Below are 22,981 nucleotides of genomic sequence, written 5' to 3' on the forward strand. Positions count from 1 at the left end.
GCTCAACGCACCTTGAACACGGCCTGGTCGGCCTGCAGGCTGTAGGGCGCCACGCGCGCCTTGTAGGCCAGCAGGCTCTGGATCACGCGGCGCGCATCAGCATCGGCGCGCGCGCTGGCATCGAGCTCCACGCGCGTGGCCTCGCGCAGGGCCTCGACGACGGCCGGCGGCAGCGCCTCGATGCGCGTGCCGCGCGCCTCGAGTTCGCGCATCGCCACCGCGTTGCGGTCGTTGGCGCGCGCGATCGAGCGCAGCGCGGCGGCCTGCGCCGACTGCCGCACGATCTGCTGCAGGTCGGCCGGCAGCGCGAGGAACTTCGCGCGGCCGATGAACAGATGCATCGCCACGTCGGGCTCGTGCCAGGGCGCGACGTAGTGCGGCGCATAGCGCGCGAGCGGCAGCGTCGCGTCGATCGCGGGGCCGACCACGTCGGCCGCATCGATGCGACCCTCGGCGAAGGCCGGCACGATCTGCCCCAGCGGCAGGTTCACCGGCACCGCGCCCACGCGCGCCAGCACGCGGCCCGGAAAGCCCGCGATGCGCACGCGCACGCCGCGCAGGTCCTCGGGCGTGCGCAACGGCTTCGCGAACCAGCCGCCCATCTGGATGCCGGTGTGGCCCGCCGTCAGCGGCAGCACGTCCAGCGGTGCCAGCACCGCCTCGAACAGCGCCTGGCCACCGCCCTCGTTGAGCCAGCCCTCCTGCTCGACCGGCAAGAGGCCGAAGGGCACGGCGGTGAAGAAGTCGATCGCGGGCACCTCGGCGGCGTAGTACTGCGCCGTGGTGTGCACGAGGTCGAACTCGCCGCCGCGCAGCGCCTGCAGCAGGCCCGCGGGCTTGCCATGGCGCGCGGGATCGATGGTCTCGATGCGCAGGCGCCCGCCCGAGGCGGCGTTCACGGTGTCGGCGAAGTCGAGCGCGGCTTCGTGCAGCAGCGGCAGGCTGGTGGGCCACGAGGTGCCCATGCGCCACACGATGGGTTGGGTGGCCGGTGGCGCGGCGGCGGGTGCGGCGCAGCCGGCGAGCGACAGCGCGAGCGCGCACGGCAGCAGGAGCGCGGCCAGGCCGCGGCGCAGGAGAGCGAAGTTCCCGGGCATGGCCGTCACTCCGCCACGATGCGCTTGTCCGCGGCCAGCTTGCTCCAGCGCGCGATCTCGGCCTTCAGGTAGTCCTGCGCCTGGGCCGGCGTGCCGCCCGCGACGTCGGTGCCCAGCGCCGCGAGCTTGTCGCGCACCTCGGGCGACTGCAGCGTGCGGTTCATCGCATCGGCCAGCGCGTCGACCACCGGCTTGGGCAGGCCGGCCGGGCCCATCAGCATGTACCAGGCGCCGATCTCGTAGTCGGGCACGCCGGCCTCGATCACCGTCGGCACCTCGGGCAGGCTGGCCGCGCGCTGGCGCGAGGTGACCGCGAGCGCGCGCAGCTTGCCGGCCTTCACCTGCTGCAACACGGTGGGCACGGTGTCGAAGTTCACGTCGACCTGGCCCGCGATCAGGTCGGCCAGCGCCGCGCCGCTGCCCTTGTAGGGCACGTGCGTCATGGTGGTCCGCGTGGCCTGCTGGAACAGCTCGGCCGCGAAGTGCTGCTGCGTGCCCGCGCCCGAGGAAGCGTAGTTGACGCCGCCCGGCTTGGTCTTCGCGAAGGCGATGAATTCCTGCAGCGTCTTCACGGGCAGGCTCGCGGGCACGGTCACCACCTGCGGCACGCTGCCGATCAGCGTGATGGCGGTGAAGTCGCGCGCCGCCGCGTAGGGCAGCTTCGGCATGATCGCCGGCACCATCGCGTTCGAGCTCACGTGGCCCAGCAGCAGCGTGTAGCCGTCGGGTCGCGCGCGCGCCGCGGCGGCGGTCGCGATGGTGCCGCTGGCGCCGGCGCGGTTCTCGACGATCACCGGCTGCTTCAGCAGCTCTGACAGGCGCGGCGCGACCTGGCGCGCGATCAGGTCGGTGCCGCCGCCGGGCGCGAAGCCCACCAGCAGCGTGACCGGCTTGGCCGGCCAGTGCTCCTCGGCCGCCGCGGGCAGCGGCCCGAGCAGCGCCCAGGCAGCGAGCGCGGCGCCGGCCGCGCGCATGCGTTGTCTCGTCGTCATGCTTGTCTCCTTTGTTCTGCGCGCGCCCGACTCAGTGGAATTCCGTCAGGCTGCCGAAGCCCGGGAACTGGTCGGTGATGCCCATCCTGCGCAGCGCCGACCAATAGATCACCGGGCCCGAGGCGAAGACCGGCTTCCTGAGCCACTTCTCGGCATCGTTGGCCACGCGCGCGTAGGCGAGGTTGGTGCCCAGTTGCAGGATCGCGTCGGGCTTGGCGGCCTCGCAGCGCAGGGTGGCCTCGGCGAGCTGCTCGTAGGTCTGCGAGGCGACGTGGATGATGCTCTTGCACTTGAGCCCCTCGACGTGCACCACCTCGAAGCCGCGCGACGTGAAGTAGCTGATGGCGTTGGTCTCGATCACCGGGTAGTAGGGCGTGAGCAGCGCGATGCGCTTCGCGCCGCAGAGCTTGAAGGCCTGCTCGGCCGACTGCGCGCCCATGGTCACCGGCACGCCCGAGAGCTTCTCGAGGTGCTCGAGCAGCGCGAAGCTGCCCTTCTCGCCGCCCATGTAGCTCTGCGAGGACATGCCGAGCACGAGGTGGTCGATCAGCGCTTCCTTGAGGCGGCGCACCGAGTCGTCGAGGTTGGCCGTGACGTTGCGCATGATCACCGACCAGTCCTCGTCCTGCGCGATCTTCTGGTTCGGCACGTAGTAGCGGTCGATGGCGTTGATCACGCCGCGCGGGCGCATGTCCATCATCTCGTTCTCGACGTTCACGTTCGGTCCCGGCGTCATCACGCCGATCACGCCGCGCGGGCCGAGGGCGTTGGTGTAGCGGTCGGTGTCGTGGGTCGAGCCTGCGATTTCGACGATGCCTTGCTGGAATGCATTCATAAATTGCCTTTTGAAGCTGGATTGGGGAAGTTTCGGGGGTTCAAGTGCTGCAAATGAATGCGTTCAATGTAGCGGAGGCCGGCCGGCTTGGTCAACACTTTGAATTCAAATGGCCGAAATTTCTCTCTTTCAGGGGCTTCCATCGGCGATTTCATCGAAAAATGAATTCATAATCGCCCATGGCCAAAGAATTCGTTCACAACGATCTGCTCGGAAACCTGCGCGAAGTGTTCGTGCAGGGCGAGTTCCCGCCGGGCAGCAAGGTGCCCGAAGCCCTGCTGTGCGAGCGCTTCGGCATCTCGCGCACGCCGCTGCGCGAGGCGCTCAAGGTGCTGGCCGCCGAGGGCCACGTCGAGCTGCTGCCCAACCGCGGCGCGCGCGTGCGCGAGCTGTCGCTCGAGGAGGTGGAGGGGCTGTTCGCGGTGGCCGGCGCGCTCGAGGCGCTGGCCGGCGAGCAGGCGGCCGCGCGCGTCACCGACGCGCAGCTCGCGGAGATCACCGCGCTGCACGAGCGCATGCGCAGTGCCTTCGCGGCACGCGACATGGCGAGCTACTACGCGCTGAACCGCGGCATCCACGAGACCATCGTGCAGGCCACGCGCAACCCGGTGCTGCTCGACCAGTACGCGCTGATCAACGCGCGCATCCGGCGCATCCGCTTCAACTCGCCGATGACGCCCGAGATCTGGTCGCGCGCGATGGCGGAACACGAGGGCATGCTGAACGCGCTGGCGCGGCGCGACGCGGCCTCGCTGTCGGGCATCCTCAAGACGCACCTGAAGCACAAGTGCGAGGCGATCCTCGAGGGGATGAAGGCCGCCGCGGAGGCGACCGCGGCGCAGGCTGCGAGTGGATCGCGGCGCAAGGCGGCCTGAACGCGCAGGACCGCCTCCCCGGGGAAAGCCCCCTGCCCCCAGTCCGTCACGCTTGATACGATTTTTCCGCAAACGCCCATTCCACAGGCGTCGGAGACAAGATGGACCTGGACATCCCCAGCGGCGCCGCCGAGGCGCTGTACCGCACCATGGTGCGCATCCGCGCGTTCGAGAACGCGGCCGAGACGGCCAGCCAGGGCGGCGTGAGCGCCTATGGGCAGCAGGCCGGCGGCGCGGCCAAGGTGCGCGGGCCGCTGCACCTGTCGACCGGGCAGGAGGCGGTGCCGGCCGGCGTCTGCGCGCACCTGCGCACCAGCGACTACCTCACGTCCACGCATCGCGGCCACGGCCACACGCTGGCCAAGGGCGCCGACCTCGCGCGCATGATGTGCGAGCTGTTCGGCAAGGCCACGGGCTTCAACGGCGGCAAGGGCGGCTCGATGCACATCGCCGATTTCTCGGTCGGCATGCTGGGCGCCAACGGCGTGGTGGCGGCCGGGCTGCCGATCGCGGTGGGCGCGGCGCATGCGCAGAAGGTGCTGGGCCAGGGCGACGCGCTCACGGTCTGCTTCTTCGGCGACGGCGCGATCAACCGCGGCCCCTTCCTCGAGGCGCTGAACTGGGCCCGCGTGTACGAGCTGCCGGTGCTGTTCGTCTGCGAGGACAACCGCTGGAGCGCGACCACCGCGAGCGGTCCGATGACCGCGGGCGAAGGCGCCTCGGCGCGCGCCGAATCGATGGGCATCGCGGCCACGCAGGTCGACGGCAACGACGTGTTCGCGGTGCACGCGGCTGCGGCGCGGCTGGTGGCCGAGGTGCGCGGCGGCGGCGGACCGCGTCTGCTGCATGCGCTGACCTACCGCGTGAAGGGCCACGTGTCGGTCGACCTCGCGGCCTACCGCGATCCGGCCGAGCTGGCGGCGGCGCTCGAGACCGATCCGCTGGCCCGCGCGCGCGGCCGGCTGCTGGAAGCCGGGCTCGAGGCCGCGGCGCTCGATGCGATCGAGAACGCGGCCACGGCCGAGGTCGAGGCCGCCCTGGCCACCGCCGACGCGGCGCCCTGGCCCGAGGCCGGCGCCGCCTTCACCGACGTGCAGACCACGGGAGCCGGGCAATGGCACTGAACGCAGCGAACACCGTGGAAGAACTCAGCTATGCCGAAGCCGCCGTGCGCGCCATCGCGCGCGAGATGGAGGCCGACGCGCGCGTGGTCGTGCTCGGCGAGGACGTGGGCCGCGGCGGCATCTTCGGCCAGTACAAGGGGCTGCAGCAGCGCTTCGGCGAGCGGCGCGTGATCGACACGCCGATCAGCGAGGCCGCGATCATGGGCGCGGGCGTGGGCATGGCGCTCGCGGGCCTGCGGCCGGTGGTCGAGATGCGCGTGGTCGACTTCGCGCTGTGCGGCATGGACGAACTGGTGAACCAGGCCGCCAAGAACCGCTTCATGTTCGGCGGCCAGGGCCGCGTGCCGCTGGTGGCGCGCATGCCGGGCGGCATCTGGGACGCCTCAGCGGCGCAGCATTCGCAGTCGCTCGAGGCCTGGTTCGCGCACCTGCCGGGCGTGGTGGTGGTGAGCCCGTCGACGCCGCAGGACAACCACTCGCTGCTGCGCGCGGCGCTGCAGTGCGGCGACCCGGTGGTCTACATCGAGCACAAGACGCTGTGGGGCGCGCGCGGCCCGGTCGACGAGACGCTGGCGGTGCCGCTGGGCAAGGCGGCGCGCATGCGCCAGGGCGACGCGCTCACGCTGGTGAGCTGGAGCCGGCAGACGCAGGTCTGCGCCGAGGCCTGCGAGCGGCTCGCGGCCGAGGGCATCGCGGTCGACCTGATCGACCTGCGCACGCTGTGGCCCTGGGACCGCGAGACGGTGTTCGAATCCTGCGCGCGCACCGGCCGGCTGCTGGTGGCGCACGAGGCGGTGCAGGCCGCGGGCTTCGGCGCCGAGATCGCGGCCAGCGCGGCCGAGGCCACCGGCTGCCGCATCGCGCGGCTGGGCGCGCCGCGCATTCCGGTCGGCTACGCACCGGTGCTCGAGGCGCAGTCGCGCGTGGGCGTGGACGCCATCGTCGCGGCGGCGAAGAAGCTGGCGGGCTGACACGCTTCCCGCGCACCCATGGACCCGCTGTTCTTCAAGCTGGTGCGCGTGGTCAACCTCACGGCGCGGCCCTTCCACGAACGCGTGGGCCGCGAGCACCAGCTCACGCTCAACGAGTGGCGCACGATGGCTGTGCTGGGCGCGCAGCCCGGGCTCACCGCCTCGCAGGTGGCCGACCAGACCGGTCTCGACAAGATGGCGGTGAGCCGCGCGCTGGCCGGCCTGAAGCGCCACCGGCGCGTGCAGTGCCGCGAGGATCCGACCGACCAGCGCAGGAGCCGGCTGCACCTCACGGCCGCGGGCAAGGCGCTGCACGCAACGGTGAGCGAACTGGGCCGCGAGCGCGAGGCCGCGCTGTTCGCGGGCGTGAGCGCCGACGAGCTCGCGCGGCTGGGCACCACGCTCGACCGGCTGATCGCCTCGGTGGGCGGCGATGCCGAGGCTCAGGCCCAGGCTCATGCGCCGGCGGTCGCGCGCAGCCGCTCGAGCACCGGCAGCAACTCCGAGGGATCGGGCCGCTGCGTGTAGTCGGGGTTGACCTCGGCATAGACGATGGTGCCGTCGCGCGCGATCACGTAGCGCGCCGGCATCGGCAGGGTCCAGCTCGGCTCGCCATTGACCACCGCGAGGTCGTTCCTGAACACGTCGCGGTAGAGGTCCTGCTGGTAGCCCGGAAGCTCGAAGCGCAGGCCGAAGGCGGCGGCCACGGCGTTGCCGGTGTCCGACAGGATCGGAAAGGCGAGCTTGTTGTCGCGCGCCGACTTGCGGCTGTTCGAGGGCGTCTGCGGCGACACCGCCACCAGTTGCGCACCGAGCGCCTGCAGGCCCGGCAGCGCTTCCTGCAGCGCCTGCAGGTCCAGGTTGCAGTACGGGCACCAGACGCCGCGGTAGAAGGTCAGCACCAGCGGGCCGCGGGCCAGCAGCTCCTGCGACGACCAGGCGCGGCCGTCGGCGTCGTGCAGCGTGAAGGCCGGGGCGCGATCGCCGGCGCGCAGCGCGCGGTTGGCGGCGCCCGAGGCGATCAGCTCGTCGGTGGCGCGGTGCATGGGTTCGTGGATGAAGGCGGGCGCGTTCCACGGCGGGCCGCCGGCTTCGAAGTTGGCGCGGAAGGCGGCGAGTTTCTCGGGCAGTGACATGGCGATTTCTCCAGGGTGGTTTGCGAGGGTCGGGGCACCGGCGGTGCCGTGCCGTCACTGTCTTTGATTCGCCGATCGACCGGTAGCCGGCGTGCACGACTAAGATCCATTCGCCATGCAAATCAATCACGAACGATGAGCGACCGGCTGCTCGCGCTGCGGCTGTTCACGCGCGTCGCGCACGCGGGCAGCTTCTCGCGCGCGGGGCGCGAGTTCGGGCTCTCGCAGCCCTCGGCCTCGCGCGTGATCGCGACGCTCGAGAAGGAGGTCGGCGCGGCGCTGCTGACACGCACCACGCGCGCCGTGACGCTGACCGAGGCCGGTGCCGACTACCTCGCGCGCATCGAGCCGATCCTGGCCGCGCTCGAGGAGGCCGACCATGCGGCGCGCGGCACCGGCGAGTTGCGCGGCGTGCTGCGCGTGGCGCTGTCCTCGAGCTTCGCGGTGCGCGAGGCGATCCCCGCGCTGCCGCCGTTCACGGCGCGGCATCCGGCGCTGCGCATCAAGCTGCTGATGCACGACCAGCTGCAGGACCTGGTGAGCGAGGGCGCGGACCTCGCGTTCCGCTTCGGCGCGCTGCCCGATTCCAGCGCCACCGCGCGCAGCCTGGGCCTGTTCGAGACCCTGCTGGTGGCCGCGCCCGGCTACCTGCGCCGCGCCGGCATGCCGGCGCTGCCGGCCGACCTCGCGGCGCACGCGGTGGTGGCCGGCCCGAGCGGCGGTGCGTCATGGTCCTTCGAGCGCGGCGGCCGCCAGGTGTCGGTGCGCATCGCGGGCGCGCTGCTCAGCAGCACGATGAACGAGGGCTCGATCGCCGCGGCCGTGGCGGGCCTGGGCATCACGCACACCAGCGAACTGGGCTGCGGCGCCGAGCTGGCGAGTGGCGCGCTGGTTCGGGTGCTCGCGGACTGGCGCATGGCGCCCGTGGAGCTGCATGCGGTGTTTCCGGCCGGGCGCGCCGCGAAGCCCTCGGCGCGCGCGCTGGCCGAGCACGTGGCCGCGGCGCTGGCGGCACGGGCGGTGCCCGGCCGCTGAACCGCGCGCTCAGGCCGCGAAACCGCCGTCGATGTTGAGCCCGGCGCCGGTCACGAACGCGGCCTCGGGGCTCGCGAGGTAGGCCACCATGCCCGCGATCTCGTCGGCGTGGCCGTGGCGGTCGAGCGCCATGAAGCTGTGCATGGTCGCGGCCATGGGGCCGTTGGCCGGGTTCATGTCGGTGTCGACCGGGCCGGGCTGCACGTTGTTGACCGTGATGCCGCGCGGGCCGAGGTCGCGCGCCAGGCCCTGCACCAGGCCCGTGAGCGCCGACTTGCTCATGGCGTAGATGCTGCCGCCCGCGAAGGGCATGCGCTCGGCGTTGGTGCTGCCGATGTTGACGATGCGCCCGCCGCTGCCCATGTGCGCCAGCGCGGCCTGGATGGCGACGAACACGGCGCGCACGTTGACGGCGATGGTGCGGTCGAAATCGGCCAGCGTGAGCTGGTCGACCGGGCCCAGGTGCAGCACGCCGGCGCTGTTGACCAGGATGTCGATGCGGCCGCCGAAGTGGCGCGCCGCCTGGTCGATGCCGGCCTTGAGCGCCTCGGCGTCGGCGCTGTCGATCTTCAGCGCGAGCGCGCGGCCGCCCTCGGCCTCGAGGCTGCGTGCGAGTTCCTCGGCGACGGTCTGCGAGCTGCTGTAGCTGAAGGCCACGGCGGCGCCGTCGCGCGCCAGGCGGCGCACGATGGCCGCGCCGATGCCGCGCGAGCCGCCGGTGACGAAGGCGACCTTGCCGGCGAGGACGGGGGTCGGGGAGGTGGTGGTGGAGGTCATGGTTTTTTCCTGGTGAGTGGTGTTGGAAGGCCTCCAGTCTCTGCCTTCGATTGCGTTTGCGGTAGCCATCAATCGGTCCCATCAAATTCAACCATTGGTTGAAAATAGCGCGATGGAACCGCTCAACCATCTCGCTTCCTTCGTGCAGAGCGCCGAGGGCGGCAGCTTCTCGGCCGCCGCGCGTCGCCTCGGGCTCACGCCGGCCGCGGTCAGCAAGAACGTGGCGCGGCTGGAGGCGCGGCTCGGCGTGCGGCTGTTCCAGCGCAGCACGCGCCGGCTCACGCTGACCGAGGGCGGCGAGCGCTTCCTGGCGCAGATCGGCGGCGCGCTCGCCACCCTGCAGGAGGCGGTGGCCGGCATCGACAAGGACGACGGCCAGCCCTCGGGCACGCTCAAGGTCAGCATGGGCCAGGCCTTCGGCCGCACCCACGTGCTGCCGATGATGGGCGACTTCCTCGCGCGCTACCCGGCGATCGTGCCGGACTGGCATTTCGACAACCTGCAGGCCGACCTCGTCGGCGAGGGCTTCGACGCGGCCATCGGCGGCGGCTTCGAGCTGTCGGCCGGGCTGGTGGCGCGCGAGCTGGCGCGCATCCACGTGGTGGCGGTGGCAGCGCCGGCCTACATGGCGCAGCGGCGGATGCCGCGCCATCCGTCGGAGCTGGCGGCGCTCGACGCGCTGGTGCGCCGCTCCTCGCCCACGGGCCGGCTGCGCAGTTGGACGCTGCGGCATGCGCGCGGCGCGGCGAAGGAGGCGGAGGTCACGGTCGAGCTGCCGCGCCCGCGCGCGATCTTCAACGACCCCGAGGCCATTGCGCAGGCCGCGCTGATGGGGCTGGGCGTGGCGATGCTGCCGATGCCCTTCGTGGAACAGGGACTGCGCGACGGCAGCCTGCTGCGGCTGCTGCCCGAGTGGCACCACGACGCGGGCGCGGTCTGGCTCTACTACCCGAGCAAGAAGCTGCTGCCGCCGAAGACGCGGGCCTTCGTCGACTTCGTGCTCGAGCGCTTTCGGGAGGAGCGGTTTGCGCAGCGCATGCAGGTGGGCTGAGCCGCGCCCGGGGTTTTCACCCGCGACGGGCGCGGCACGCGCCTGTACAAAGGCGCGCATGACTTCTTCCCCTCTCCACTTCCCGTCCCGGCGCGCGCTGCTCGCCGCCTCGGTCGCCGCCGCCGCGACGCTGCTCGCCGCACCCTCGTGGGCGCAAGGCGCCTGGCCCACCAAGCCGGTGCGCATCGTCGTGCCCTTCGCCGCGGGCGGCACCACCGACATCCTCGCGCGCGCGATCGCGCCCGAGCTCTCCAAGGCCTTCGGCCAGCAGTTCATCGTCGACAACCGCGCGGGCGCGGGCGGCAACCTGGGCGCGGAGATCGTGGCGCGCGCGCCGAACGACGGCTACACGCTGCTGATGGGCACGGTGGGCACGCACGGCATCAACCGCGCGCTCTATCCGAAGCTGCCCTTCGATCCGATCAAGGACTTCGCGCCGATCACGATGGTGGCCGCGGTGCCGAACGTGATGGAGATGAACGCCGAGAAGGCGAAGACGCTCGGCATCCACAACGTGCAGGACTTCATCAAGTACAGCAAGGCCAACCCCGGCAAGTTCAACATGGCCTCGAGCGGCAGCGGCACCTCGATCCATCTCGCGGGCGAGCTGTTCAAGAGCATGACGGGCACCTTCATGGCCCACATCCCCTACAAGGGCTCGGGCCCGGCCCTGCTCGACATGGTGGCCGGCAACGCCGACGTGATGTTCGACAACCTGCCCTCGTCGATGGCACAGATCAAGGCCGGCAAGCTCACGGCGCTGGCCGTGACCAGCGCGCAGCGTTCGCCCGCGCTGCCCGACGTGCCGACGGTGGAAGAGGCCGGCGGCCCGACGCTCAAGGGCTTCGAGGCCAGCTCGTGGTTCGGTCTGCTGGCGCCGGCGGGCACCTCGCCCGAGATCGTCAACCGCATCCAGCAGGAAGTCGCCAAGTCGCTCGGCACGGCGGCGATCAAGGAGAAGATGCTGGCGCAGGGCGCGATCCCGAGCGGCAACACGCCGGCCGACTTCACGAAGCTCATCGCGAGCGAGCACGTGAAGTGGGCGAAGGTGGTGAAGGAGTCGGGCGCGAAGGTGGACTGAGAGGGTCCTGCCCGAGTGAAGATTCAGCGCCCGTCCGTCACGGACTGGCGCCGGACACCGGCCGCCGCGCGGCCGGTTGTCCGACCCGGACTCAGGTGGTCCAGGTCACGTCCTTGTTTTCGGCCAGCGATTCCTTGAGCATGTGCAGCAGCGGCGTGGCGCGCTGGTGCAGCGCCACATGCTGTTTTTCGGCGTCGTGGGTGTGGTCCTCGACCGCGAATTCATCATGGTTGTGGGTGTTGCTTTTCTCGCGTGCGAGCGCGGCCTCGATGGCCGAGATCGCCCCGGGAATCTGCTCGACCGTGATGATTCCTTGCGCCGAAGGCGACTTGCCGACGATGTCGAACAACTGGCGCGCGTGCGTCTCGAGCATCACGAAATCCGACGAGGCCCTGGACTGGAAACGATAGAGCATGGGGGTGTCCCTTTCACTTGTAGAGATGATCACGCGTGAAAGGGTACACCGATTGCGCACCGCGCAAAGTGCCGTGATCGACCTTGCCGTCGGGCTTGGTCGAGACCATCTGGTACAGGCCGATCCAGCCCTGCTCGAAGCTCATGGCCGAGCCCGCGAGGTAGAGCCGGTAGGCGCGCAGGATGCGCTCGGCGTTGGCGTGCTGGCGCTCGCTGCCGCCGTTGCGCAGCACGGCGCGCGCGGTCTCGAGCTGCGCCTCGAGCGCGTCGGACCAGGCCCACAGCGTGCGCGCGTAGTGCGGCCGCAGGCTCTCGACGTCGACGATCTCCAGGCCGGCCGCCGCGGTCTCGCGCAGCACGTGCGTGACGTGCAGCAGCTCGCCGCCCGGGAAGATGTACTTCTCGATGAAGTCGCCCATGCCGTTGCCGAGCTGGCGGTAGTTGAGCTGGCCCGAGGTGATGCCGTGGTTCATCAGCAAGCCGCCGGGTGCCAGCAATGAATGGATCTTGGCGAAATAGGTCGGCATGTTGGCCGCGCCCACGTGCTCGAACATGCCCACCGAGGAGATCTTGTCGAACGGCCGCTCGGCCGACAGCTCGCGGTAGTCGCGCAGCTCGACGCGCACGCGGCCCGTGAGGCCCTTCTCCTCGATCAGGCGCTGCACGTGCGCATGCTGGTTGCGCGACAGCGTGATGCCGGTGGCGTCGACGCCGTAGTGCTCGGCCGCCCACAGCAGCAGGCCGCCCCAGCCCGAGCCGACGTCGAGGTAGCGCTCGCCGGGCTTGAGCATCAGCTTGCGGCAGATGTGGTCGAGCTTGGCTTCCTGCGCCTGCGCCAGCGTGAGGTCGGGCGTCGCGTAGTAGGCGCACGAGTAGACCCGGCGCGGGTCGAGCCACAGCGCGTAGAAGTCGTCGGAGACGTCGTAGTGGAACTCGATCTGGGCGGCGTCCTTGCGCAGCGAGTGCGAGCCGCGCGACTTGGCCAGGTGCTGCAGGCGGCTCCACCATCCGGTGTCGGTCTCGGCCGGGTTGCCGGGCAGCAGCCCGACGGTGGCGTCGATCAGGTCGCGCATCGCGCCCTCGATCTGCACCTTGCCCTCGACGTAGGCCTCGCCGATCGCGCCCACCTGTCGGCCTGCGAGCTTGGCCAGGGCGGACCATTCCGAGAAAGCCAGCGTGACACGCGAACCGGCTGCCGCCACCCGTCGCCCATCGGGCAATTGCAGTGCCACGGGCACGGGAAGCGAAGCCAGCTGCGACTCGATCTTGGGTATCAAGCTTTGCATGGGCCGCATGGTATTGATTTTTCGAGCTTCTTGCATGCGGTTGCATCGGGCGGCCCGGATCGCATCGCGGGGACGCCGGCCGACGCCAGCACCGGCGGGCCCGATGTGCTTCGGGAAAATCCGTTTGACACCAGATTGTTTATGTCTAAACTATTCAACCATGAACAGCATCGCCCACGCCCCGTCCATGGACCTCCAACGCATCCTGTGCATCGGCGGCGGGCCCGCCGGCCTGTACTTCGCGCTGCTGATGAAGGCGCGCAACCCGGCCCTCCAGATCACGGTGGTGGAGCGCAACCGGCCCTTCGACACCTTCGGCTGGGGCGTGGTGCTCAGCGACCAGACGCTCGCGAACCTGCGCGCGGCCGACGCCGAATCCGCCGCGCTGATCGGCGACGACTTCCACCACTGGGACGACATCCAGGTCTTCTTCAAGGGCCGCCAGGTGCGTTCGGGCGGCCACGGCTTCTGCGGCATCGGCCGCAAGCGGCTGCTCAACATCCTGCAAGAGCGCTGTCTCGCGCTCGGCGTCGAGCTGGTGTTCGAGACCGACGTGACCGACGACCAGGCGCTGGCCGCGAAGTACGAGGCCGACCTGGTGATCGCGAGCGACGGCCTCAACAGCCGCATCCGCCAGCGCTATGCCGACGTGTTCCAGCCCGACATCGACCTGCGCCAGTGCCGCTTCGTCTGGCTCGGCACGCACCAGACCTTCGATGCCTTCACCTTCGCCTTCGAACAGACCGAGCACGGCTGGTTCCAGGCCCACGCCTACCAGTTCGACAAGGACACCTCGACCTTCATCGTCGAGACGCCCGAGGCCGTGTGGCAGGCCCACGGCCTCGACAAGATGGAGCAGCCCGAGGCGATCGCCTTCTGCGAGAAGCTGTTCGCGAAGTACCTCGGCGGCCACACGCTGATCAGCAACGCCACGCACCTGCGCGGCTCGGCCAACTGGATCCGCTTCCCGCGCGTGGTGTGCGCGCACTGGACGCACCGCGTCGACGTCGGCGGCCACTCGGTGCCCGTGGTGTTGATGGGCGATGCCGCGCACACGGCGCACTTCTCGATCGGCTCGGGCACCAAGCTCGCGCTCGAAGATGCGATCGACCTGGCCAACGAGTTCGCGGCCGGCGGCAGCACCGACCAGGTGCTCGAGCAGTACGAGGCGCGCCGCAGCGTCGAGGTGCTCAAGATCCAGAACGCCGCGCGCAACTCCACCGAATGGTTCGAGAACGTGCCGCGCTACACCGGCATGGAGATCGAGCAGTTCGCCTATTCGCTGCTCACGCGCTCGCAGCGCATCAGCCACGAGAACCTGCGGCTGCGCGACACGAAGTGGCTCGGCGGCTACGAGCAGTGGCTGGCCGGCGGCAAGGCCGTCGCGCCGATGCTGATGCCGCTCAAGGTGCGCGGCCTCGAGCTCAAGAACCGCATCCTGGTGTCGCCGATGGCGACCTACAGCGCGGTCGACGGCGTGCCGCAGGACTTCCTGCTGGTGCACCTGGGCGCGCGCGCGCTCGGCGGCGCGGCGATGGTGTTCGTCGAGATGACCAGCCCCACGCCCGAAGGCCGCATCACGCCCGGCTGCACCGGCCTCTACAACGACGAGCAGCAGGCCGCGTTCAAGCGCATCGTGGACTTCGTGCACACGCAGTCGAGCGCGAAGATCGCGATGCAGCTCGGCCACAGCGGTCCCAAGGGCTCGACGCAGGTGGGCTGGGAAGGCACCGACGAGCCGCTGCCCAGCGGCAACTGGCCGCTGCTGGCCGCCAGCGCGCTGCCCTACGGCGAGCAGAACCAGCTGCCGGCCGCGATCACGCGCGCCGAGATGGACACGCTGCGCGATCAGTTCGTGGCATCGACGCGGCGCACGGCCGAGGCCGGCTTCGACTGGCTCGAGCTGCACTGCGCGCACGGCTACCTGCTGTCGGCCTTCATCAGCCCGCTGACCAACCTGCGCGAGGACGAGTACGGCGGCAGCCTCGAGAACCGCTGCCGCTATCCGCTCGAGGTGTTCCGCGCGATGCGGGCCGCCTGGCCGGCCGACCGGCCGATGAGCGTGCGCATCTCGGCCCACGACTGGGCACCGGGCGGCAACACCGATGCCGACGCGGTGGCGATCGCGCGCTTCTTCAAGAACGCGGGCGCCGACTTCATCGACGTCTCCTCGGGCCAGACCACGCGCGCCGCCAAGCCGGTCTACGGCCGCATGTACCAGACGCCGTTCGCCGACCGCATCCGCAACGAGGTCGGCATCTCGACCATCGCGGTGGGCGCGATCACCGAGGCCGACCAGGCCAACAGCATCATCGCGGCCGGCCGCGCCGACCTCTGCGCGATCGCGCGGCCGCACCTGGCCGACCCGGCCTGGACGCTGCACGAGGCCGCCAAGCTGCAGAGCCGCGCCGTCGACTGGCCGAAGCAGTACCTGAGCGGGCGCGACCAGATGTACCGCGAGATCGCCAAGCAGCAGCAGATGGCGGCGGCCGCCACCGCGGCGATGGCCGCGGCGCAGAGCGAAGAAACGCACTGATCACCGGCGGCACCCCATGGACCTCGAAGCCCGCGCCCACGCCGAGCATCCCGAAGCGCTGCGGCTGTGGCTGCGCCTGCTGACCTGCACGCAGCTGATCGAGAAGGAAGTGCGCAACGGGCTGCGCGCGCAGTTCACCACCACGCTGCCGCGCTTCGACCTGATGTCGCAGCTCGAGCGCTCGCCCGAGGGGCTGAAGATGAACGAGCTGTCGCGCCGGATGATGGTGACCGGCGGCAACGTCACCGGCATCACCGACCAGCTCGTGACCGAGGGCCTGGTCGAGCGCGTCGACGTCGAGGGCGATCGCCGCGCCTGGCGCGTGCGGCTCACGCCGCGCGGCCGCAAGCTGTTCCACGAGATGGCGCAGCAGCACGAGGACTGGATCGTCGGGGCCTTCGCGGGCCTCACGGGCAAGGAGATCGCGCAGCTCCACAAGCTGCTCGGCAAGGTCAAGCAACACTCACAGAGCCAGACACTGGCGGAGGCCGAATGAAGCATTACATCGGTGCGGGCAATCCCATGCACGCGCAATTCGAAGCGAAGGCGGCCTATGCCGCGAAGCACTTCGCCTGGCACTACGACAACGGCGTGGGCACCATCACGCTGAACCGCCCCGAGCGCAAGAACCCGCTGACCTTCGACTCGTACGCCGAGCTGCGCGACCTGTTCCGCGCGCTCAACTACGCGAGCGACGTGAAGGTGATCGTGGTCACGGGCGCCGGCGGCAACTTCTGCTCGGGCGGCGACGTGCACGAGATCATCGGCCCGCTGACCGGCATGCGCATGCCCGAGCTGCTCGAGTTCACGCGCATGACGGGCGACCTGGTGAAGGCGATCCGCGCCTGCCCGCAGCCCATCGTCGGCGCGATCGACGGCGTGTGCGCCGGCGCCGGCGCGATGATCGCGCTGGCCTGCGACCTGCGCTACGGCTCGCCCGCCACGCGCACCGCCTTCCTGTTCACGCGCGTCGGCCTGGCCGGCGCGGACATGGGCGCCTGCGCGCTGCTGCCGCGCGTGATCGGCCAGGGCCGCGCTTCCGAGCTGCTGTTCACCGGCCGCGCGATGACCGCGCAGGAAGGCCATGCCTGGGGCTTCTTCAACGCGCTGCACGAAAGCGACGCGCTGCTCGAAGCCGCGACCAGGATGGCGCGCGAGCTGGCCGAGGGCCCGAGCTTCGCGCACGGCATGACCAAGACCATGCTGGCCCAGGAATGGTCGATGACCATCGACCAGGCGATCGAGGCCGAGGCGCAGGCGCAGGCGATCTGCATGCAGACCGAGGACTTCCGCCGCGCCTACGAGGCCTTCGCGGCCAAGCGCAAGCCGGTGTTCGGCGGGGACTGAGGCCATGGCGAAGATCCCGGCTCCTCCTTCCACCGCGCACCTGGCGCTGCCTTTCTTCGACGAGGCGCACCGCGCCCTCGCGAGCGACCTGCTGCCCTGGTGCGCCGCGCAGGAGGTCGACGAGCGCGACGACCGCGCGGCCTGCCGCGAATGGGTGCGCCGCCTCGGCGACGGCGGCTGGCTGCGCTACGCGGTGCCCGGCAGCGCCGGCGGCGCGCTCGAGCGCCTCGATTCGCGCGCGCTGGTGCTGCTGCGCGAAACCCTCGGCTACCACTCGCCGCTGGCCGACTTCGCGTTCGCGATGCAGGGCCTGGGCAGCGGTGCGATCACGCTCGCGGGCACGCCCGAGCAGCAGTCGCGCTACCTCGGCGCGGTCGGCAAGGGCGAGAAGATCGCGGCCTTCGCGCTGAGCGAGCCCGAGGCCGGCTCCGACGTGGCCGCGATGGCCATGCGCGCCGAACCCACGGCCGACGGCTGGCGCCTCAATGGCAGCAAGACCTGGATCAGCAACGGCGGCATCGCCGACTTCTACTGCGTGTTCGCCAAGACCGATCCCGCGGGCGGCACGCGCGGCATCACGGTGTTCATCGTCGACGCGACCACGCCCGGCCTCGACACCTCCGAGCACATCGACGTGATGGCACCGCATCCGCTGGCCACCCTGCGTTTCGACGACTGCGTGGTGCCGCGCGGCGCCCAGCTCGGCGAGCTCAACGGCGGCTTCAAGCTCGCGATGCGCACGCTCGACATCTTCCGCGCCTCGGTGGCAGGTGCCGCGCTCGGCATGGGCCGGCGCGCGCTGGCCGAGGCGATCTCGCATGCGAAGAACCGCCGCATGTTCGGCCAGACGCTGGCCGACTTCCAGCTCACGCAGGCCAAGCTCGGCGAGATGGCGGCGCTGATCGACGGCGCGGCGCTCCTGACCTACCGCGCGGCCTGGATGCGCGACGAGGCCGAGCAGCGCGGCGGCGCGCCGGTCGGCGACGTGTCGGCCGCGGCCGCGATGGCCAAGATGGCCGCGACCGAGAACGCCAGCCGCGTGATCGACATGGCGCTGCAGATGCATGGCGGCCTAGGCGTCAAGGTCGGCACCAAGATCGAGGCCCTCTACCGCGACATCCGCTCGCTGCGCATCTACGAGGGCGCGACGGAAGTGCAGCAACTGATCATCGGCAAATCCGTACTGCGGGGATGAACACCGTGACCGCTCCATCCGCCCAAGTCGACCGCTTCGTGCACGACCGGCTGCCGCCGGCGGCGCAGTTGCCGGTCTTCCGCTACGACCGGCCCGAACTGCAACTGCCCGACCAGCTCAACCTGGTCGAGGAGCTGCTCGACAAGGCCCCCGCCAAGGGCTTCGGCGACCGGCCGCTGCTGCGCTCGCCGCAAGGCACGCTCAGCTATTCGCAGGCCGCCATCCAGGTCAACCGCATCGCGCAGGTGCTGACCGAGGACCTGGGCTTGGTGCCCGGCAACCGCGTGCTGCTGCGCGGCGGCAACTCGGTGGCGATGGCGCTGGCCTGGCTCGCGGTGGTGAAGGCGGGGCTGATCGCCGTCGCGACCATGCCGCTGCTGCGCGCCAAGGAGCTCGGCGACATCATCGAGAAGTCGCAGCCGGTGGCCGCGCTGTGCGACGGCCGGCTGCTCGACGAGCTGGTGGCCGCGCAGCAGGCGCACCCGGTGCTCGCCGACATCATCGCCTTCAACCAGCCCGACGCGCCCGATTCGCTGTCGGCGCGCGCGGCCGCCAAGAGCGGCATCTTCGAGGCCTGCCCCACGGCGGCCGACGACATCGCGCTGCTGGCCTTCACCTCGGGCACCACGGGCAAGCCGAAGGCGCCCGTGACCACGCACCGCGACGTGCTCGCCATGTGCGAGACCTGGCCGCGCCACGTGCTGCAGGCGCGACCCGACGACGTGGTGGTGGGCTCGCCGCCGCTGGCCTTCACCTTCGGGCTCGGCGGGCTGCTGGTGTTCCCGATGTACGCGGGCGCCTCGATCTACTTCCCCGACGCGCCCTTCACGCCCGAAGGCCTGGTCAAGCTGATCAACGAGGTCGGCGCGACCATCTGCTACACCGCCCCGACCTTCTACCGCCAGATGGCGCCGTTCGTGAAGCAGCACGGCGCGCCCACGCTGCGCATCAGCGTGAGCGCGGGCGAGGCCCTGCCCGATGCCACGCGCCAGCTCTGGAAGGAGGCCACCGGCCTCGAGATGCTCGACGGCATCGGCGGCACCGAGGTGTTCCACATCTACATCTCGGCCGCGGGCGACGAGGTGCGCCGCGGCGCCGTCGGCAAGGCCGTGCCGGGCTTCATCGCCAAGGTGGTCGATGCCGAGGGCAACGAGGTGCCGCGCGGCACGGTCGGCAAGCTGGCGCTGCAAGGGCCCGTGGGCTGCCGCTATCTCGACGACGTGCGGCAGGCCGACTACGTGAAGAACGGCTGGAACTATCCGGGCGATTCCTTCGTCCAGGACGAGGACGGCTATTTCTTCTACCAGGCGCGCGCCGACGACATGATCATCACCGCCGGCTACAACGTCGGCGGCCCCGAGGTCGAGGACGCGCTGCTCAAGCATCCGGCCGTGGCCGAATGCGGCGTGATCGGCAAGCCCGATGCCGACCGCGGCATGATCGTCAAGGCCTTCTGCGTGCTGAAGCCCGGACAGACCGGCGATGCCGGCCTCGTGAAGGCGCTGCAGGACCACGTGAAGGCCACGATCGCGCCGTTCAAGTACCCGCGCGAGATCGAGTTCGTGTCCGTGCTGCCACGCACCGAAACCGGCAAGCTGCAACGCTTCAAACTGAGACAAACCGAAGACAACAGGTCCACCACATCATGATCAAACTCTTGCAGCCTCCGGGCTGGTTGCCCCCCAAGGGCTATGCGAATGGCGTCGCGGCGCGCGGCACCATGGTGTTCGTCGGCGGACAGATCGGCTGGAATGCCCAGCAGCAGTTCGAGTCGGACGATTTCATCGACCAGTGCGGCCTGGCGCTGCGCAACATCGTCGAGGTGCTGCGCGAGGCCGGTGCCGGTCCCGAGCACATGGTGCGCATGACCTGGTACGTGGTCGACCGCGACGAGTACAGCCGCCGGCTCGCCGAGCTCGGCCCGGTGTACCGCGATGCGATGGGCCGCAACTTCCCGGCCATGACCTGCGTGCAGGTCGCGGCGCTGGTGGAGCCGCGCGCGAAGATCGAGATCGAGGTCACGGCGGTGGTGCCGGACTGAAGGAAGAGGCACTGCCTCCAGCAACGACAAAGCCCTCTCGCGAGGGCTTTTCTTTTGGGTGCGCGCTTTGTGTTGTTGCAACGCGCTTGCGAATTCGGAAGAGGCAAAGAAAAAGGGTCTTTCGTTTCCGAAAGACCCTTATCAATTTGGTTGCGCGAGGGGGGATTTGGACAAGAGAGACTTGTCTAGATCGTCAACACCAGCAAGCCACGGCGTTGAAGACGGCCCTCCCGAGAATTGTCGAGTTGCCGACGGGCTACTTCGCCTTCGTCTTGACGTACGGCGAGGCGACCACCTCTGTGATGTCGTTGTTGAAGTGACTAAAAATCGTCTCCAACATGTGGCCGTGGTAGTAGGAGTAGATGTATTCCGCGTTCTTGGGTGCCGGCGCCGGGAAGGTGACGCGGAATCGAACCTCGTGAATGTCGGCCTTGTCGTCGTCGACCACCGAGGCCTCAAGAAACGCCAAGTCCTTTTGATCGGCCGAAGTATGGGTGTACTTGTCCTTGTGGGCACCAGACGCTACCTTGCGCCAGGTGTCGATCTTGGGACTGATTTTTTGGGCGATGGCGTCATCGAATTTCTTGAGAAGCGCCTTCGGATCCTTGGTCTTAATTCTCAGCATGTGAACCTTCCACGATTTGAAAAAAATGGGCTACAGGGCGAGCTGTGCCGCGACACATCTCGAATCAAATGTGGCGACAAGCGAACGGACCGCAAGCCATCTCGCACCGTTCGCGTGAAAAATTCGAAGGCAGTATTCGAAACCTCATGAATCGGCATAAGACGGGCAGGAAATCGTAAAAACCCGTAATAACAAAATGCCATTGCGGCCAGGGGCCGCCCAGCGGCCGGGACGCCGTAGACCGAGTCCGATGCGTCATTCCTGCGCCGACTCGCGCAGACCTACGACTGCATCTGCACCGTTAAGAGTGGAAAGCTGCTCTTCAGCGCCGCGCGCACGCCGAGCGGCAAGCAGCTGCCGCCGGTCACGATCGTCCGCGTCGACGGCGACCAACACCGATGGAGCCGCGCCGATCGCGATTCGTACAGCGGCGTGCGCGCCATGTACACCAACATCAAGACGGGAAACCGCAGCGCGGTCGTGGCCGGCATCAGCGGGCGCGCCAAGGAACTGCGCACGACCTTCGCGAGCCGAGAGGATGCGCTCGCCGCCGCACGAGCCGAATGGCTGCGCATTCAACCTGGCATCTTCGCTTTCGAAGTCACGCTCGCCTATGGCCGCGCGGATCTCACGCCACAGCGGCCCGTGCGCGTCGCCGGCTACAAGCCGCAGATCGACGCGACGCCATGGATCATCACCTGCGTGCGACACACGCTTGACGGCGGCGGCTACGTCAGCCAGCTCACGCTGGAGACCGAACAGGCCGAGGGGTCGAGGGACACGACGGTGCAACCAGCGAGGAATGACTGGCATCGGTACGCAGATCTGATGTCTTCGTTCGCCAGCCACGATGCCACATGCACGCGGCTTTCGTAGGCTTGACTCGTCTATATCCGTTCTGATATATTTCACTTGCCGTCGGTTAGGACGGTCTTTAACCACTACTGGAGTAACACCATGGACACCGCATTTTTTAGAAAGACTTCAAGATGGAAGAAAATGATGAGCCACCCAAGCCGCTGAAATTTGTTGGCCGATCTCTTGACGAGATTAAAGGTTTTCCAAGCGATGTAAGGCAGGACGCGGGTTTCAATTTAGATCTGATACAGAATGGCAAAAACCCTTCTGACTGGAAACCGTTGAAGGGCGTGGGGCGCGGCGTACGGGAAATACGGCTTTGGGACGATAGCGGCACATATCGGGTGATATACGTGGCCAACTTGAAAGACGCAGTTTATGTACTGGGTGCTTTCAAGAAGACTACACAGAAAACAGAAAACGTTCATCTGGATTTGGTTAAAACCAGATTCAAGCAGATAGATGAATGACGAGCTAGGAGGCCCAATTGGGCCTCCTTTACTCTCATAGAGTGGTCAATCCATTTGGTTGATTTTGGTCTTTTGACCTTCACTTGCAGAGCATCAAGTCCTACCAGAGGATTTCATCTCGAACTTTACATACAGAGAACTCAATCTTTCGATTGAGCAAACACTCTGAACTTACTTTAAATAATCAGTCTTCACCTCAAAAGGAAGACTCGCCATGAACACCAAGGAAAAACAAAAGCTTGCGGAAGAGAATGTGCAAGTTTTTTCAAATGTCTGGGATGCGCTCTCGGACACAACTGCTGAAGCCGAAAACATGAAAGTTAGATCGGCTTTGATGATGGGCATTCGATCCTATATAAATTCTCGGGATCTCACTCAAGCTGAGGCAGCAAAGTTTTGCCAAATTACTCAGCCTCGTATGAATGACCTGCTCAATGGGAAGATTTCGAAGTTCTCCCTTGACGCTCTCATCAATATCGCAACGGCCGCTGGCCTGCGCGTAGATTTGCACGTTCGAGAACCAGAGCCAGCTTGAACTGCTGGCTTTGCTGTGAGGACGCAGGGCTGTCCCGGAACGGTCCTGCGGCTAGCGTGCCCTATTCCTCGGCCCAGCAAATGACGGGCCTGCATTGCCCCTCCCCCGAATGGCAAGCTCGGTTACTCCACCTCGAGGAGTTGGCCCTCGCACCTCCATACCCAGCGGCTAAGTACCGCGAGCGCCAGCACTAAGTTACTACCCGTTGGCCCTCTTCGGTTGCGCGAGCGCATCAAGAACGCTGCGCGCGGCTGCGCGACCTTTTTCATCGGCCGCCCCGTAGTTATCCAAGAGCGCCGCCTCCTCGCGAGTTATAGCGCGCATCTCGGTCCCGTGCTTCATCACATCGAGAGCACTACCATCGTTGGAAACATGCGTGGTGTCTTCAGAGAGGGGAGGTCGACTTTGCGCGTGAGCCCGGAACCACTCTGCGAACTGTGACGGCTCGAAGGTCTCTGACGTGCCGACGTGCACGATGGGCCCCTGAAGCCTTGTAACGCCGACTTCTGCCAAGTCGCCTGTCTCTTCCCAATGGCCAACAAGCCATTGATCGGGCCATCTCGCACCGGTGATCCGCTCGACACGAAGAAGACGTTTCTCCGCGGAGGAGCCGGGACCGTTTGTGGGTATTCCGGAGCATCGTGACCGCCCATTCCGGCCTATCGTGACCGAGCATTCCGCACGAACGTGACCGGTGATT

24 protein-coding genes are annotated in these 22,981 nt (G+C 68.5%); 16 read left to right on the top strand and 8 right to left on the bottom strand.

Features of this window, described 5'->3' with window-relative positions:
* Positions 1-2: 2 nt before the first annotated feature.
* From AC07RV_RS42710 to AC07RV_RS42720, 3 genes are read right to left on the bottom strand one after another with little or no spacing between them, the layout of a single operon-like run.
* Positions 3-1,097 carry a TRAP transporter substrate-binding protein gene (locus AC07RV_RS42710; protein WP_296780408.1) on the bottom strand — a complete coding sequence of 365 codons (1,095 nt, stop codon included), beginning with the start codon at positions 1,095-1,097 and terminating at the stop codon, positions 3-5.
* A gap of 5 nt (positions 1,098-1,102) precedes the next feature.
* Positions 1,103-2,089 (bottom strand): tripartite tricarboxylate transporter substrate binding protein, encoded by a 987-nt coding sequence (locus tag AC07RV_RS42715; RefSeq protein ID WP_296780405.1) that lies wholly within the window; start codon positions 2,087-2,089, stop codon positions 1,103-1,105.
* 31 nt (positions 2,090-2,120) lie between these two features.
* The gene (locus AC07RV_RS42720) at positions 2,121-2,924 is read right to left on the bottom strand and encodes a maleate cis-trans isomerase family protein (protein WP_209543080.1); all 804 of its coding nucleotides are present in this window, start codon (positions 2,922-2,924) and stop codon (positions 2,121-2,123) included.
* 179 nt (positions 2,925-3,103) lie between these two features.
* Between AC07RV_RS42720 and AC07RV_RS42725 the strand changes: the two genes are divergently transcribed.
* The 4 genes from AC07RV_RS42725 (at position 3,104) to AC07RV_RS42740 (ending at position 6,422) form a co-directional block, all read left to right on the top strand.
* Positions 3,104-3,799: a GntR family transcriptional regulator gene (locus AC07RV_RS42725; RefSeq protein WP_296780400.1), complete on the top strand. Its 696-nt coding sequence runs from the start codon at positions 3,104-3,106 to the stop codon at positions 3,797-3,799.
* 101 nt (positions 3,800-3,900) lie between these two features.
* Positions 3,901-4,923, top strand: coding sequence for a thiamine pyrophosphate-dependent dehydrogenase E1 component subunit alpha (locus AC07RV_RS42730; RefSeq protein WP_296780398.1), 1,023 nt, complete (start codon positions 3,901-3,903; stop codon positions 4,921-4,923).
* Entirely contained in the window at positions 4,914-5,894 is a 981-nt protein-coding gene (locus AC07RV_RS42735; RefSeq protein ID WP_296780395.1) for an alpha-ketoacid dehydrogenase subunit beta, read from the top strand. The genes AC07RV_RS42730 and AC07RV_RS42735 overlap by 10 nt, the downstream gene beginning before the upstream one ends.
* Positions 5,895-5,912: 18 nt before the next feature.
* Positions 5,913-6,422, top strand: a complete 510-nt coding sequence (locus tag AC07RV_RS42740) for a MarR family winged helix-turn-helix transcriptional regulator (protein ID WP_296780392.1) — start codon at positions 5,913-5,915, stop codon at positions 6,420-6,422.
* Here the strand turns inward: AC07RV_RS42740 and AC07RV_RS42745 are convergent.
* Complete coding sequence (locus AC07RV_RS42745; RefSeq protein WP_296780389.1) at positions 6,350-7,030, bottom strand: peroxiredoxin-like family protein; 681 nt, start codon at positions 7,028-7,030, stop codon at positions 6,350-6,352. The two genes, AC07RV_RS42740 and AC07RV_RS42745, sit on opposite strands and share 73 nt — an antisense overlap.
* A gap of 135 nt (positions 7,031-7,165) precedes the next feature.
* Here AC07RV_RS42745 and AC07RV_RS42750 point away from each other — a divergent pair, with 135 nt between their 5' ends.
* Entirely contained in the window at positions 7,166-8,065 is a 900-nt protein-coding gene (locus tag AC07RV_RS42750) for a LysR family transcriptional regulator (RefSeq protein ID WP_296780386.1), read from the top strand.
* A 9-nt stretch (positions 8,066-8,074) separates the two neighbouring features.
* Here the strand turns inward: AC07RV_RS42750 and AC07RV_RS42755 are convergent, their stop codons facing one another.
* Positions 8,075-8,842 carry an SDR family oxidoreductase gene (locus AC07RV_RS42755; RefSeq protein WP_093351104.1) on the bottom strand — a complete coding sequence of 256 codons (768 nt, stop codon included), beginning with the start codon at positions 8,840-8,842 and terminating at the stop codon, positions 8,075-8,077.
* A gap of 112 nt (positions 8,843-8,954) precedes the next feature.
* Here AC07RV_RS42755 and AC07RV_RS42760 point away from each other — a divergent pair, with 112 nt between their 5' ends.
* Both AC07RV_RS42760 and AC07RV_RS42765 read left to right on the top strand, forming a co-directional pair.
* Positions 8,955-9,893 (top strand): LysR family transcriptional regulator, encoded by a 939-nt coding sequence (locus tag AC07RV_RS42760; RefSeq protein ID WP_208507714.1) that lies wholly within the window; start codon positions 8,955-8,957, stop codon positions 9,891-9,893.
* 58 nt (positions 9,894-9,951) lie between these two features.
* Complete coding sequence (locus AC07RV_RS42765; RefSeq protein WP_296780379.1) at positions 9,952-10,974, top strand: Bug family tripartite tricarboxylate transporter substrate binding protein; 1,023 nt, start codon at positions 9,952-9,954, stop codon at positions 10,972-10,974.
* Between the two features lie 91 nt (positions 10,975-11,065).
* Here AC07RV_RS42765 and AC07RV_RS42770 read toward each other — a convergent pair whose 3' ends face one another.
* On the bottom strand, positions 11,066-11,389 hold the full coding sequence (locus tag AC07RV_RS42770) for a DUF1840 domain-containing protein (RefSeq protein WP_057593162.1): 324 nt from the start codon (positions 11,387-11,389) through the stop codon (positions 11,066-11,068).
* 13 nt (positions 11,390-11,402) lie between these two features.
* Complete coding sequence (locus AC07RV_RS42775; RefSeq protein WP_296780377.1) at positions 11,403-12,674, bottom strand: class I SAM-dependent methyltransferase; 1,272 nt, start codon at positions 12,672-12,674, stop codon at positions 11,403-11,405.
* A gap of 187 nt (positions 12,675-12,861) precedes the next feature.
* Here AC07RV_RS42775 and AC07RV_RS42780 point away from each other — a divergent pair, with 187 nt between their 5' ends.
* The 6 genes from AC07RV_RS42780 to AC07RV_RS42805 are packed head-to-tail and all read left to right on the top strand — an operon-like array spanning position 12,862 to position 19,793.
* Complete coding sequence (locus AC07RV_RS42780) at positions 12,862-15,210, top strand: bifunctional salicylyl-CoA 5-hydroxylase/oxidoreductase (RefSeq protein WP_296780374.1); 2,349 nt, start codon at positions 12,862-12,864, stop codon at positions 15,208-15,210.
* Positions 15,211-15,226: 16 nt separating this feature from the next.
* Positions 15,227-15,706, top strand: a complete 480-nt coding sequence (locus tag AC07RV_RS42785) for a MarR family winged helix-turn-helix transcriptional regulator (RefSeq protein ID WP_093351117.1) — start codon at positions 15,227-15,229, stop codon at positions 15,704-15,706.
* The gene (locus AC07RV_RS42790) at positions 15,703-16,557 is read left to right on the top strand and encodes an enoyl-CoA hydratase family protein (RefSeq protein WP_208507710.1); all 855 of its coding nucleotides are present in this window, start codon (positions 15,703-15,705) and stop codon (positions 16,555-16,557) included. Before AC07RV_RS42785 ends, AC07RV_RS42790 begins: the two co-directional genes overlap by 4 nt.
* A gap of 4 nt (positions 16,558-16,561) precedes the next feature.
* The gene (locus AC07RV_RS42795; RefSeq protein WP_296780367.1) at positions 16,562-17,752 is read left to right on the top strand and encodes an acyl-CoA dehydrogenase family protein; all 1,191 of its coding nucleotides are present in this window, start codon (positions 16,562-16,564) and stop codon (positions 17,750-17,752) included.
* Positions 17,749-19,401: an AMP-binding protein gene (locus AC07RV_RS42800; protein ID WP_296780366.1), complete on the top strand. Its 1,653-nt coding sequence runs from the start codon at positions 17,749-17,751 to the stop codon at positions 19,399-19,401. The genes AC07RV_RS42795 and AC07RV_RS42800 overlap by 4 nt, the downstream gene beginning before the upstream one ends.
* The gene (locus AC07RV_RS42805) at positions 19,395-19,793 is read left to right on the top strand and encodes a RidA family protein (protein ID WP_093351655.1); all 399 of its coding nucleotides are present in this window, start codon (positions 19,395-19,397) and stop codon (positions 19,791-19,793) included. The genes AC07RV_RS42800 and AC07RV_RS42805 overlap by 7 nt, the downstream gene beginning before the upstream one ends.
* 256 nt (positions 19,794-20,049) lie before the next feature.
* On the opposite strand, the gene AC07RV_RS42810 is transcribed toward AC07RV_RS42805, so the two are convergent.
* Entirely contained in the window at positions 20,050-20,418 is a 369-nt protein-coding gene (locus tag AC07RV_RS42810; RefSeq protein WP_296780363.1) for a hypothetical protein, read from the bottom strand.
* 291 nt (positions 20,419-20,709) lie between these two features.
* On the opposite strand from AC07RV_RS42810, the gene AC07RV_RS42815 reads away from it, so the two are divergent.
* The 3 genes from AC07RV_RS42815 to AC07RV_RS42825 all read left to right on the top strand — a co-directional run bounded on the left by AC07RV_RS42815 (position 20,710) and on the right by AC07RV_RS42825 (position 22,281).
* On the top strand, positions 20,710-21,294 hold the full coding sequence (locus AC07RV_RS42815) for a hypothetical protein (RefSeq protein WP_296780491.1): 585 nt from the start codon (positions 20,710-20,712) through the stop codon (positions 21,292-21,294).
* Between the two features lie 113 nt (positions 21,295-21,407).
* Complete coding sequence (locus tag AC07RV_RS42820; RefSeq protein WP_296780361.1) at positions 21,408-21,746, top strand: type II toxin-antitoxin system RelE/ParE family toxin; 339 nt, start codon at positions 21,408-21,410, stop codon at positions 21,744-21,746.
* A 214-nt stretch (positions 21,747-21,960) separates the two neighbouring features.
* Entirely contained in the window at positions 21,961-22,281 is a 321-nt protein-coding gene (locus tag AC07RV_RS42825) for a helix-turn-helix domain-containing protein (RefSeq protein ID WP_296780357.1), read from the top strand.
* The last annotated feature ends 700 nt before the right edge of the window (positions 22,282-22,981 follow it).

Source organism: Variovorax sp. GW821-FHT09B01 (assembly GCF_059418345.1).